Source organism: Bacillus sp. JJ783 (genome assembly GCF_036963225.1).
GTDB lineage: Bacteria > Bacillota > Bacilli > Bacillales > Bacillaceae_G > Bacillus_A > Bacillus_A cereus_U.
In genome coordinates, this window is the sequence record NZ_JBALMG010000037.1 from 195,866 (window position 1) to 209,621 (window position 13,756).

Sequence of the window (13,756 nt, forward strand, 5' to 3'; positions counted from 1 at the left end):
AGACAGCATTTTCATCATCATTTTCACTATTACCAATTTATGATAAAAACAAACAAAAAAAATGCACGAATCTCTTCGTGCATTAAAATAAAACATCTTCCTCATATAAATATTCATACGATAAATCTATAAATAAAAAGTTTTCATCATCAATCGGGAATGAAAATGTTCGTACCATTTCACCAGTTTCGATATCAGCATATAAATCTGAAAGTCTTGCCTTATTCTCAAAACGCATTTTCATTATATTTTCTAAAAAATACGGGCGCCAGCTCCAGTTCTTCATATAATACTCTGGCATAATGATCCATTCACCATCTTTTTTCATAATATTACCAGATTGTTGGAAACCATCTTCATTACAAATAAATATCCGAAAACTATATTGTGATATGCTTTGGCTAAATTGTAATAACCAATCATTTATATCTTCATTCTTTTTTTGTTTTGACAGAACATCACCAATTCGATCACGTAACATCTCTGTTAAATTATAAATTTTTTGTAACTTCTTCTTCTCATGCAGAATAAATTGATGACATTCATTACCAAGTCGCTCTTTTAAAACATTCGTTTCAATAAAATCAGGTAAACATTCTTTCAAATAATTACCTTGATAATATCTACCGCCGTTTTTCCAAGCATATTGTAGTTGATAAAAAGCATCAATTTCTTCATATAACAATGTCGCACCAATTCTTCTAGCAAGTAAAGATAAGGAATATAAAATATCTTGATAAGATTGTAAAAGTGCAGTTTGCCTTAAATTTGTTAAATCTACTTTTAAAATATCCGGTGCTAACACGCTAATACGCTCTAAATTACTTGTACCCGTTCCGACTTTATTAATCGAAATTTGAATACCATATGTACGATAATACATCAGTAAATGATTAAATTGTTCTATATCTTCTTTACATTCATGTTCTGTTATTTCTAGAACAATGCGTTGTAAGTTCAAACCTTGTTCTTCATACATCAGCAAAAGTTGAAGTAAACTTTCATCTTCATCATTCATTAATACATTAGCATTCCGATGTATAAATAATAATAATTTTTGATCCGTTTCTAAATACCTATTTAACGCTTTTTCTACAATGATGTTATCCGCTTCAAGTTGGAACTCACTCGGAATAGAATCATCATGGAAGAAAGATGCTAAACTTTGTATGCCCTCTTCTGTTTGAATACGTCCTACAACTTCATATCCAATTACTGTATGCTCATCAGCACTAAAAATAGCTTGATAATAAGGAAGGACTTTATCCAAGTTACTCATTACATCTAACGCATCTATCAACGTGCTTCCCTCCCTTTACTTTTCAAAAATTATAACACGATATTTACGGAAAAATAATAAAAAATCCCTTCAGTTTTCCTGAAGGGATTAGAGGGGTAAAATGCTAAGGGGAATTAGCAATTCTACTATGAAGAAAAAAGAGGTCTTAAATATAACGTATATATTCCCCTTTGTAAACACATTTCTCTCACATGTCACAACTTCGTCACATTTTACCAAAGAAAAAATAATAAATCATTCATTTTCCATCTCTTTTAAAATGGATATTGGTGCAAATGCTGGCCACCATCCATTGTCATACAAGTTCCATTTATGTATGCAGCTTCATCTGAACATAAATAATAAGCTAGACCCGCAATTTCTTCTGGTGTCCCCAGCCTACCAAGTGGGACACTTTGTATTGTACGCTTAGCCATTTCTTCTGAAATCCATAATTTATCGGCACCACCTGTACGTTCAATTGGTCCTGGTGCGATAGCGTTAACTCGTATCCCATATTTACGTCCCCACTCAACAGCAAGCGTTTTTGTCATTGCTAATACACCAGCTTTAGCTGCTGCCGAATGGATAACCCCTGGGCCTGCATCCCATGCATATGTTGCCACCATGTTAATAATATTTCCTTTTATGCCTTTATCAATCCAATATTTACCAACAGCCTGACTGCAATAAAATGTACCATTTAATACAATATTAATTACCGAATTCCAGCCATTCACAGATAAGTCCTCTGCTGGACAAATAAAGTTTCCGGCTGCATTATTTATTAAAATATCAATTCGTCCAAACTTCTCATCAATATGTTCAATCATTTTTTGAATATCATCAGTATTTCGTACATCCATTTGTACAGATAATACTTGCCCTGGAAACTGTTCAATTTCTAACTTTGCTTCTTCTAGCTTTTCTTTTGTACGTCCTGTAATAACAACTCGTGCCCCTTCTTTCGCAAAACGAGTCGCCATCCCTTTTCCCATTCCACTTGATCCACCTGTTATAATAACTACCTTCTCTTTCACATACATCCCCTCCAAAAAATGAATACACATTCATTTTATCACTTTATTTGATAGAAATCTTTATATTTTTAAACTTTTCTGATATTTTAACGTAAAGAGGTTTCTTTTCGTTCATTTTTTTCGTAACCTATACTACTTTTTTAGTGTTTAAAATATATTTTTAAAAAACTGAAGGGAGATTCGAGTAACCTATATATGAAGAAAATTACAAGAAGAAATTTTTTGAAATCTGGAATACGCACTTGTCTATATTCATTTATAACCGCTAGTATCGGCTATTATTATGCTAAATATATAGAGCCCTATTTGCTTTCTTTTACGCAACACACACTTAAATCACAGCTCATACCAAAAGGTTTTCATGGTATGAAGATCCTTCAATTTAGCGATTTACATCTCGGATACTATTTCTCTCTCCAACATTTATCTCAAATCGTTTCCAAGATTAATGCTGAAAAGCCAGATATTGTCCTTTTTACTGGTGATCTCATTGATGATTACCAAACATATACCGAGGCTCCTTTTGTTGCATCCATTTTAAAGAATATACAGGCACCCTTCGGTAAATTTTCTATTTATGGTAACCACGACCATGGTGGATATGGAACTGAATACTATGATCACATCATGCGCGAATCTGGATTTGAACTTTTGCACAATAGTGAAAAACGAATTCGGTTACTGGATAATAGTGAAATTTCTATTTTCGGGCTCGATGATATGCTACTAGGTAAACCAAAAATAGCGGAAACTTTACAACATGCAAAACAAAATATTTATACAATTGTTCTCGTTCACGAACCAGATATCGCGCCACAAATCGCAACATATCCAATCAATCTTCAACTTTCTGGTCATAGCCATGGCGGACAAGTACAAATTCCTTTTTTAGGTGCTATTATTACCCCGTCGCTTGCAAAAGAATATATTGAAGGTTTCTATAACATTCAAGGTTTGACTCTTTATGTCAATCGAGGTATTGGAAGAACACGTGTCCCATTCCGCTTTATGTCAAAACCTGAAATTACACTCTTCATCCTACAACATTCGTAACAATTCGCCTATTTTTTTACATATCCTTTCTTGTACGCGCTCATCCACACTTGGTCCACCATATGATAAAAATGAGTCCAGTAAAGGAGGTTTGTTCATGTATCCATATTATCAACCGATCCCAGTTCGTTCAGCACCTATTGGCCCAGCAGGCGACTCACGCTTCTTACCATTTTTCGGTGTTCCATTTCTAGCTGGAATTGCTGGAGGATTACTCGGTGGAGCATTAGCTTTCGGCCCTAGACCGTTTTATCCGCCTTATCCACCACCAGCACCTTATCCTTGTTACGGCGGGCCTTGTCAACAACCATACTATTACTAATTTAAAACAACGATTCTTCCAAATATTATTCTCTCAATGAACCGACGCATCATACGCTTATAATAAAAACTATTCTCTCTACTCATTCTTCCATTTATGGAACATATGAGTAGAGAAAAAAATAAAAACCTCTTAATTTCGATTAAGAGGTTTTTACTTTTTCTCTATTATTCAGCATCTGTATTTTGGTACGCCATCTTAAATAAATTCACTTGGCTATCAATTTCTTCTATACTACTATTAATTATATAATAATAGTCACCATCTTTATTTTGTTCACGTGTTTTCACATTATCAGCTAAAATCAGCTGTAAAATTGCCTTTATTCTCGCTTTCATTTCAATATCTAAAATCGGGAAGGATATTTCTACTCGTTTTTCCATATTTCGCGTCATCAAATCAGCTGAAGATAAATATATTTTTTCATCTCCATTATGATGGAAATAATAAATACGGCTATGTTCTAAATATCTTCCCACAACACTAACTACACGAATATTTTCACTTACATTTGGAATACCAGGTCTTAAACAACATGTCCCTCTAACGATGAGCTCTATCCTTACCCCAGCTTGCGATGCTTCATACATTTTTTTTATTAACGGTTTATCTGTTAACGAATTCATCTTAGCGATAATATATCCATTTCCATATTGTCTATGGTAACGAATTTCCTCATCTATTAACTCCATAAACTGCTCTCTTATATCAAACGGGGCAACAGATAGATGATGAAAATGCGGTTTTTTTGTATAACCACTCAAATAATTAAAGAAATTTGTTGCATCTACACCAAAGTCTTTTCGCGATGTAATATATCCAAAATCGGTATATAACTTCGCTGTTGCATCATTATAATTTCCGGTTCCAAGATGTACAAACCTTTCAATTTTTCCGTTTCTTCTTCTTACAACTAACGTAATTTTACTATGCGTTTTCAAGTGACTTACTCCGTAAATAACGTGACATCCGGCCTGTTCCAATTCTTTAGCCCAATGAACATTATTCTCTTCATCAAACCTCGCCTTTAACTCAACCAATACCGTCACTTGTTTTCCTTTTTCAGCTGCTACCTTCAACGCCTGAATTATTGGAGAATCTCCACTTACACGATATAATGTTTGTTTGATCGCAAGTACATTCGAGTCATCTGCCGCATCACGGACAAAATCAACGACTGGCTGAAACGACTCAAAAGGATGGTGTAATAAAATATCATGTTCTATCGCTTTTTCAAATACATCTTCCTCATCACCTAAATCTTGAGGAGGTTGAGGAATAAGAGCCGGATATACAAGATGTTCATATAAAGGCGCTAATTTTTTATATAAGGAGAATAAACATGTTAAATCTAACGGTCCATCCATCATGTACACATCTTCATCTTTTACTTCCAACACCTCATACAGTAACGCTAGCACTCTTTCATCAATGTGTTCTTTACCAACTTCTAAACGGACGGCAGCTCCCCACTTACGCTTTTTCAATTCTTTTTCAATTACTTTTAATAAATCGCGTGCACCTTCTTCATGGATTGTTAAATCCGCATTACGTGTAATACGGAAGCGAGTAACAGGTGATACGTTATATCCTGTGAATAATTTATGGGTAAAACCACTAATTACATCTTCTAATAAAATAAATTTATGTTTTTGCCCTTCACTCGGTAAAAATATGAAACGCTCCAGTAAAGAAGGCACTTGGACAATTCCTAATTTCGTGCGATTTTCTTCCTCTGCCTGCTTCTCATCGTATAAAATAGTAGCTAAATTCAAGCTTTTATTTAATAACATAGGAAATGGACGATACGCATCAATAGCTACAGGAGTTAACACTGGAAAGATTTGTTCATCAAAATACTCTTCGATAAATTCCCTCTGCTCTTTCGTCAAATCATGGAATGTTAGACGCTCAATCCCCTCTAGTTCAAGCGCTGGCAATACGTAACCTTTAAACGTATCATACTGTACCGTCATTAAGTCATGAGCTTTTATCGCAATCTTATTTAACTGTTTCTTCGGTGTTAAACCTGCTTTATTTTCTGGCTGATTAAATCCGGCACTTACTTGATCTTTCAAACCTGCTACGCGCACCATAAAAAATTCATCTAAATTTGAACTGAAAATACTAATAAACTTTAATCTTTCTAAAAGTGGATTATTTTCATCTTGCGCTTCTTGTAGTACACGTTCATTAAAAGCTAACCAGCTCAACTCGCGGTTATTATAATACGCTGTATCATTTAAATTTACTAAATTCCCCTTTAGCAATTCCATTCTCTTCACACTTCCCTTTGAAACTTTTTCACTATAATTTAGTTACTTTTATTTTATCAAATTATAATATTCCAAAGTGTTAATTTTTCGTAAAGACATCCGTACAACTTAACATTCTGATTCGAATAATAAGTTAATATTCGTTTTCAATACTCTTTCTAGCTGCTTTTTTTGTTTTTCAGCTTGCACTTTTTCCGCTAATGCCGATTGCTCACATACAATTCTAAATGTTAATCCTTCTTTACTTTCTGTTATAGATATCGTTTCAACAAGCGCTCTTTGTCTCACATTTAAAGCGGCTGAAAATTGCAAAACAGCTCCTAATAACCGGATTTTTTTTTGTTCACTTTTATCAAACCATCCTTCAAATGGGGCTAAATGTTGTTTAAATAACATTTTTGATTTGTATGAAGCAATAAGTGCTAATCTAACTCGATCTTTATGCATCATGCCATCAATTGTTTTATTCGCTAGTAAATAAAACGTATGTAGGCGGCTCGCTTCTTCATCAATGTACTTCCCTATATTAAATACTTTCGCCGCTTGATGGAATATTTCCCAGTCTTTTTCCGACATAGAAATAAGTCCTACTCCTTCAAGTTGTTTACAAATCAATGTTCCTTGTTTAATAAGTTGAATTACAAATTCCATATCCATTTCGTATTCATATGATAATAAATATAAACTTTCTTCTACTACGTTCGGATAGTACGAAATCCCCAAATCTTTCGTTAATTCTTCATAAAAAACACCTTCTCTTAATCCTTTTTTACTCAATATAAATGCCGGTGCCTCTATAACGTTAACAAGCATATGAAAGACTTCGACTGCTGGAATAATTGTATCTGCTCGATCTTTTGCTAACCCCTCCATCTTTTGAAGCTCTATGAACGACAATTCTTTTAATTCCTCTTTTACATGTTTAATATCTTCTTCTTTCATTTTGTATAAATGTAATCCAGCTATAGGATAACAAATTAAATTTTGATGGATTTTCACCATATTCCTCGCACTCCCCCCAATTGCGATAAGGGGTAATTCTTTATCGATTAACCATGGTAGCGTTCGAAATTGATACCATAAATAGTTTTTTATTTCCTCTAACTCTTCTGTAGTAGGAATATCACCTTGAATAAATTGTTGCTTTAAAGAAAGCGCTCCAAAAGGAAAGCTATGATATTCTAAAATTTCTCTATTTCGAAAGTATGTAACTTCTGTACTCCCCCCACCAATATCAACTGTAATTCCTTCTGAAAATGAAGTGGAATTCATAACTGCTAAGTAACCGTAACGTGCTTCTTCATATTCTGATAAAACTCTAAGAGTAAAATCTGTTTGCCCTTCAACAAGTTTTTTAATTTCATCTTGATTCTCAGCCTGTCTAATTGTTGCCGTTGCAACGCAAAGTACATGATGTAACTTATGGAATCTTGTACTTTCTTGAAATTGAAATAATGTTTGTAATAATACTTCTATTCCTTCTTCACTTAATACACCATTTACTAAATAATTTCTTAACCTAGCGACCACTTTCGTATTTTCAATCTCTTTATAAAAACCCCCGCTTTGTTTTTCATAAATAACTAAACGCATTGTATTAGAACCAATGTCTATAATGGCATATTGTAGTTTTAGTATTTCTTTCAAACTTCTCACTCTTTCATTATCAAATTTCTGAAACATATTCTATCACTATTATACAAAATAGTTGTTTTTTATAACAATATTGCTTTAATATTGAAAATATATACAATTACTTTTTGCATATAATAAAAACCCATTTTATTATGCTATAATAAGGAAAACTTGAAAGGAGATTCAATATGAAACCTTCACAACCCCAATCTCAATTACATAATCAACATTCTATTAATAGACTAGCTCAATCTATTTTCGTTGTGAATCGTCATGCTAAAGCTGCAACTAACCCTAAGTACTTATATTGGTTAAAAAAGACTGCTTTAGAACGCTTAATTACTGAAAAAAAGGCTATCAAAGAAGGATTACATTTTTCTAGAAATCCACGTTTTAGTCAGCAACAATCCGATGTTCTTATACGTTTAGGTGATTATTTTTTCCATATCCCTCCTACGAAAGATGATTTTCGCACCCTACCGCATCTTGGTCACCTTGAATCCTCCTATCGAAATCCGAAAACAACCTTATCTTTAACAATAGCAAAAAAAACACTTCAAGATTATATTGGTCCTGAAGCATTAAAACAAGAAAAAAAATTAAGCGAAGCAGTTCCATGGTATAGCCGTACCTATACAAAAAAATAAAACAGTTTGGCCCATATTAGGCCAAACTGTTTTATTTTTTATCTTCCTTAATTTTAATATTCGCTTGTTTATAGAATGCAACTTTTTCTGTATTATATGATTTCGTATATTCATTAAACTTATCTTTTTCTGTCTCAATATCTTTATATGCTTGGTTTACTAACTTTACTTTCTCGCTAATATCTTTTAATTTTGTACCTTTATCTTGTAGCATTGTATATAATTCTTTTTCTTGCTTTAAAGATTTATTATAGCTATCGTACATCTTTTGGAATGAATCATGTCGTTTCTCATAAGTACTCTTTACTTTATCCGCCTGGTCTTTTAATTTATTATCTTCAATTTTCTTCACATGCTTATCAGCTGACTTCACTTCTTCTTGCGCTTTATTTAACGCCTCTTTTTCTTTAATAAGAACCTTTTCTCGTTCAGCTGTATTTTTCACCGCTTGATCAAGCTTATCCTTAACAGCCTGATTATTATCTTTTCCTTCTTGGACAATTTGATTATATAATACTTGCCCCTCTTTCTCTAATGACTCTAATTTTTTCGCATCTTCAAACATTGTTTTTTCTTGCTTGGCAGCATTTTCAAATGCAACATATAGCTCCTCTTCTGGTTTTGGGCCGAAACAACCAGCTAGTAAAGTCATTGATAATGCAGTTACAATTGCTAATTTATTATATTTCAACATCTTTTCCTCCTATTAATAAACGACCATCGTGCCAAAAATCTCATGAAAAACATGTAACTTCTTTATCTATTTCACGCTCGCATCTTTTTTACGAAGATCATCAATAATTATTTATACTGCTTGTACAATTTCCGTACTTGAAATTATGTAATGTCTTAAAACATAAAGGTATTTACCTTAATCTTACCTACTGCAAGAAACACGATAATGTTTCACCTGATAAAAGATGACCGTTTGTCTCACACGTCTATCATTCTATCATTCCCTTTCCCGCTTTCTATCAAATAATCCCTTTGTTCATTTTACACAGGACAAATGCTACCTTGCAACAATTTACAAATATTCTTTTTATCCCCTAAAAAGGAAAAGTGTAGAGCATGCTTTCCTCTACACTTTTAAAATGAAACGCATTGTGCAAAATGCATTGACACATCCACAGACAATTATATGCTGATTTCATATATTTTTAAAGACTTTTGTTACAAAAAAAAGTTTTCTTGTAACAAAAGACAAAAAAATGTTACAAAAAATTCTTTATATCATACTTCTTCAAATCAAAGTTTCATTCATGACTTTGCAAGTTTCTATAATTATACAATTGATTTTGTGCCTTTCTAAACAAATCTTCAAAAGTTTTCCCTTCTATCGGATAACTTGCCGCTCCAAATAACAGTGTGACACTTAATAAATCATTCGCTATTTCATTTTGAATATTTTTGATTAATCGATTTGTTATTGTTGACTTTTCATAGCCATTATCAATCGCTACAATAACATACTTATTTTCATCCCATTTAGTAACGACATCACCTTTTCGAATTGTCTTTACAATGGTATGTTCCAATTTTTGCACTAACACTTCCAACCTTTTTTCTTGCACTGTGTCTTTTAATCCTTCCCATTCTTTTACAGAAAGAATGTACACTGTAATATTACGAGAATCTCGTTCCGATAAAGCAGCTAATTTCCCAAAAAAATCAACAACAAAATCGTTGCTTGCCATTCCTCCTACTTCCGTATTCATACGCCCACTCTCTCTTTTATCATACCAATGTCCAAAATAGCAGCTTAGTATCATTTGCAATATATAAATAATAAAGACGGTATAAAATGATCGCGAATCCAGTTTTGTAATTACGTCCTGCAGCGCAATCCATTCTGTAACTGCCACTGTATTCCCAAGTAGTAATCCACTTATTTTCCCTTTATATTTCATACTTTCCCTCCCTTCTATACTAATATATACTTCTATAACAATAATGTTTTTCTACAAAATAAAAAATGTACATATTCCATGTACATTTCTACTTAAGCTCGTATACCTTTTCTATTTTATTTCATATATATACTATATATCGTTTTTAGAAAGGAGTGACCTATATGCTTCAAAAAGAAAATCTATCAGATATTATGCGCTTACTAGCTGGCTTTTTATTATCATTAAAATTACTATTTAACTCTTTCGGAATAAACTTCATTACAAACGATCAAATTGACGCTCTAGTAAATGTTATTTCATTTCTATTCATTCTATATTTTGGATACAAAAATAACTATGTTGGAAAAAAAGGAGTGGAACAAAAGAAATTACTCAAGAAGCACAATCTTCATTAAAGAAGGAACCTTTCGCACAGGTTCCTTCTTATCATTTTCTGACAACCACTTCATTTGTTTGTAGCGGTCCATATGATACTCCTTTATATTGAAATGTATATGTAGCCTGAAATAATGAATTGGGAGGAGCTTTATCTTTATTTGCTTTTATTTGACAAATTAATTCTACCCTTTCACTCGGCGATAGATTATCGATTCGCCACCTTACAAGCTGAAATAAAAACTCACTTATTCCCTTATCTGCTTTTAAAGAGTTTGGGATATACGCGAAATAATCACGAATCATATGGCTTACAACTACTCGCGAAATCATTTCAACGCCTTTGTTTTCAACTTCAAGTCGAATAATTAGTATGTCATTAACATCATAGATCATCTCATATGAAAATTTTTCTTTATACATACTACGGATTTGCAATGTGACTGCTACATTAGATGCTTCCGTGTCCTTTTTAGAACCATCAATCCACAAAACCGGCTGTAACGGTATAGAATACCTTCCTTGATCCGAAATTCGTTTCCATATTTTCATAATATATTCACCTCATTCCAGATGTATCATCTATACAACTTTATTCTGCCTCTCGATGCAATAAACTACACTAAGAAAAAATATTGAGCTTGTTACAAAACATTTTAAATTTTTCTTTTCCTTTTATCCTATTCGACAATATAAAGAAAAAACCATTTTTAATAGGTTGACACAGGTTATTCTTTATTAAATATTTTTTTACAATTTACTTCCTGAACTACATAAAAAAATAAATTCTTACTCTCTCTTTTCGTCAATATAATAAAATACTTTGGCTTAAGAAAACATTTACCTTTTAGTCAAATTTGACTATAATATAATTTATGATTTCCATCCTTTATATCATGTCAATGCAATTTTTTATAAATGAAGAGGGAACGATACAAACTGTACATAGAGTTTGTATACATTGCACTAAAAAACTTAAGTTAGTTTAATTTTTATTAAAGGAGGACTACTCTTGGAAGCACAACTTTCAAAAAACGACTCAAGTAAAACAAAATTTGTTGTTGCTGGTTTATTACTTGGTATTCTAATGGCAGCAATGGATAATACAATCGTTGCAACTGCGATGGCAACAATTGTCGGAGACTTAGGAGGGTTCGACAAATTCGTTTGGGTCACATCTGCCTACATGGTAGCAACAATGGCCGGAATGCCTATATTCGGTAAGCTTTCTGATATGTACGGACGAAAACGTTTTTATATTGGCGGACTAATTCTTTTCTTATTCGGTTCTGCACTTTGCGGGACAGCATCAAGTATTGAACAACTAAGCATTTATAGAGCCATTCAAGGAATTGGTGGCGGCGCTCTTATGCCGATCGCATTTACAATTATGTATGATATATTCCCGCCTGAAAAACGCGGAAAAATGACCGGACTATTTGGTGCTGTTTTCGGAACATCTAGTGTTTTCGGACCTTTATTAGGTGCTTACATTACAGATTATATAAGTTGGCACTGGGTCTTCTATATTAATATTCCATTAGGACTTATTTCCTTCTTCTTCATTACTAAATACTATAACGAGTCTCTAGAATATCGAAAACAAAAAATTGACTGGGCTGGTGCTATTACACTTGTCATTAGTATTATTTGCTTGATGTTTGCCCTAGAACTTGGTGGTAAGGAATATGCATGGAACTCTAATGTGATTATTGGTTTATTTTCAACTGTTGTTATTATGCTTATTATTTTCTTCTTCGTAGAAAGAAACGCAACCGAGCCTATTATTTCTTTCCATTTATTTAAAAAACCTTTGTTTGCAGCTAGCCAAGGTGTTGCCTTTTTCTATGGCGCAGCTTTTATCATCTGTACAGTTTATATTCCAATCTTCGTTCAAGGTGTTCTCGGTGGTTCAGCCTCAAATGCTGGATTAATTTTGACACCTATGATGGTAGGATCTGTAATTGGAAGTCAAACTGGTGGACAGTTAGCTTCACGAACAAGTTATCGTAACATCATGATAGTATCTGGGGTTTTCTTCGTTCTTGGTATTTATTTACTAAGTACTTTAACTATGGAAACACCTCGTACACTCGTAACAATGTTTATGGTGCTTGCTGGACTTGGAGTTGGATTCTCCTTCTCAGTTTTAAGTATGGCATCTATTCACAAACTAGAAATGAGAGATCGCGGTTCTGCTACATCAACAAATTCATTCTTCCGTTCACTCGGTATGACTCTTGGTGTAACGATTTTCGGTACAATTCAAAATCATGTTTTCACTGATAAATTAAAAGCAGTCTTCCCTCCTGAACTAGCAAAAATGGCTCCTAAAGGTGGAGACACAAGCTTTTTATTATCACCAAATGCTACTGAAAAGCTACCTCCTGAAGTACTGAGCGGAATTAAGGAGGCTCTTGCAACATCTATTGCTAATACGTTCTTCTGGGCACTTATTCCGGCCATACTAAGTATTATTTGTATTTTGCTTATGGGAAATGAGCGCCTCTTCACAGGACCAGAAACGAAACAAAAACAAAAGAAAGTAAGTTAGTATAGAAAAAAGAAACGGCATATCCCTTTATGAAAAAGGATATGCCGTTTATAATATATATAAAGTTTCTATATACAGGAGTTGAGACAGCATGAGTATGAAATTAGTCATTCTCGGCTTGCTACTCGAAGGAGATAAACATCCATATGAAGTGCAGCACATTATGAAAGAACGACACATGGATTGTTATATTAAATACGCAAAAGGATCACTGTACTACGCCTTCGAGCAATTAGAAAAGCAAGGCGCAATTCGCATTACAACTATTGTTCGAGATACGAATAGACCAGATAAAACAATCTTTCATATAACAGAAGAAGGTAAACGGCTATTTCACACGTTACTATTAAAACAGTTCGAAGCAAAAAACCAAATATATAAACCGATCTATTCCGCAATCTCTTTTGCTCATTTTGGTGATGATCGAGAGTTAGTTCCTATTTTAGAAAAAAAGAAAAATGATACCGTTCAATATTTACATAAAATGCAAACTATATACGATTGTAGCAAAGGGAACATTCCACGTGCACAACTATACATTTTACAAAGCGTTATTGAGCATATTACCGTTGAATTACAATGGTTAAACACCCTCCTTACAGATGCAGTGGCAGGACGGCTTTCAGAAATTGATATTGATGAAGGTTAAGTTTCCGAAGAAG

General features: G+C 33.3%; 13 protein-coding genes. 6 read left to right on the plus strand and 7 right to left on the minus strand.

Annotated features, from left to right (window positions below):
* Window positions 1-82 precede the first annotated feature (82 nt).
* Together V7038_RS08525 and fadH are read right to left on the minus strand one after the other, a co-directional pair.
* Window positions 83-1,300: an EAL domain-containing protein gene (locus tag V7038_RS08525; protein WP_002111513.1), complete on the minus strand. Its 1,218-nt coding sequence runs from the start codon at window positions 1,298-1,300 to the stop codon at window positions 83-85.
* Between the two features lie 254 nt (window positions 1,301-1,554).
* Window positions 1,555-2,319 carry a 2,4-dienoyl-CoA reductase gene (fadH, locus tag V7038_RS08530; RefSeq protein WP_002111515.1) on the minus strand — a complete coding sequence of 255 codons (765 nt, stop codon included), beginning with the start codon at window positions 2,317-2,319 and terminating at the stop codon, window positions 1,555-1,557.
* 195 nt (window positions 2,320-2,514) lie between these two features.
* Between fadH and V7038_RS08535 the strand changes: the two genes are divergently transcribed.
* Together V7038_RS08535 and V7038_RS08540 are read left to right on the plus strand one after the other, a co-directional pair.
* Window positions 2,515-3,372, plus strand: coding sequence for a metallophosphoesterase (locus V7038_RS08535; RefSeq protein ID WP_002111516.1), 858 nt, complete (start codon window positions 2,515-2,517; stop codon window positions 3,370-3,372).
* 97 nt (window positions 3,373-3,469) lie between these two features.
* Complete coding sequence (locus tag V7038_RS08540; RefSeq protein ID WP_002111518.1) at window positions 3,470-3,694, plus strand: hypothetical protein; 225 nt, start codon at window positions 3,470-3,472, stop codon at window positions 3,692-3,694.
* A 167-nt stretch (window positions 3,695-3,861) separates the two neighbouring features.
* Here the strand turns inward: V7038_RS08540 and V7038_RS08545 are convergent, their stop codons facing one another.
* Entirely contained in the window at window positions 3,862-5,970 is a 2,109-nt protein-coding gene (locus tag V7038_RS08545) for a polyphosphate kinase (RefSeq protein ID WP_002111519.1), read from the minus strand.
* Window positions 5,971-6,078: 108 nt separating this feature from the next.
* Window positions 6,079-7,653 (minus strand): Ppx/GppA family phosphatase, encoded by a 1,575-nt coding sequence (locus tag V7038_RS08550; RefSeq protein ID WP_081338517.1) that lies wholly within the window; start codon window positions 7,651-7,653, stop codon window positions 6,079-6,081.
* A gap of 140 nt (window positions 7,654-7,793) precedes the next feature.
* Here V7038_RS08550 and V7038_RS08555 point away from each other — a divergent pair, with 140 nt between their 5' ends.
* Window positions 7,794-8,252: a YkyB family protein gene (locus V7038_RS08555; protein WP_002066920.1), complete on the plus strand. Its 459-nt coding sequence runs from the start codon at window positions 7,794-7,796 to the stop codon at window positions 8,250-8,252.
* Window positions 8,253-8,283: 31 nt separating this feature from the next.
* On the opposite strand, the gene V7038_RS08560 is transcribed toward V7038_RS08555, so the two are convergent.
* A complete protein-coding gene (locus tag V7038_RS08560) occupies window positions 8,284-8,946 on the minus strand; it encodes a YkyA family protein (RefSeq protein WP_002066948.1) in 663 nt (220 codons plus the stop codon).
* 562 nt (window positions 8,947-9,508) lie between these two features.
* Entirely contained in the window at window positions 9,509-10,162 is a 654-nt protein-coding gene (locus tag V7038_RS08565; protein ID WP_002111523.1) for a diguanylate cyclase domain-containing protein, read from the minus strand.
* A 164-nt stretch (window positions 10,163-10,326) separates the two neighbouring features.
* Here V7038_RS08565 and V7038_RS08570 point away from each other — a divergent pair, with 164 nt between their 5' ends.
* On the plus strand, window positions 10,327-10,560 hold the full coding sequence (locus tag V7038_RS08570; protein ID WP_002111524.1) for an SPP1 phage holin family protein: 234 nt from the start codon (window positions 10,327-10,329) through the stop codon (window positions 10,558-10,560).
* 31 nt (window positions 10,561-10,591) lie between these two features.
* Here the strand turns inward: V7038_RS08570 and V7038_RS08575 are convergent, their stop codons facing one another.
* On the minus strand, window positions 10,592-11,092 hold the full coding sequence (locus V7038_RS08575; RefSeq protein ID WP_002111526.1) for a hypothetical protein: 501 nt from the start codon (window positions 11,090-11,092) through the stop codon (window positions 10,592-10,594).
* Window positions 11,093-11,552: 460 nt separating this feature from the next.
* On the opposite strand from V7038_RS08575, the gene V7038_RS08580 reads away from it, so the two are divergent.
* Complete coding sequence (locus V7038_RS08580; protein ID WP_002111528.1) at window positions 11,553-13,094, plus strand: MDR family MFS transporter; 1,542 nt, start codon at window positions 11,553-11,555, stop codon at window positions 13,092-13,094.
* A gap of 91 nt (window positions 13,095-13,185) precedes the next feature.
* Entirely contained in the window at window positions 13,186-13,743 is a 558-nt protein-coding gene (locus V7038_RS08585) for a PadR family transcriptional regulator (RefSeq protein ID WP_002111530.1), read from the plus strand.
* The last annotated feature ends 13 nt before the right edge of the window (window positions 13,744-13,756 follow it).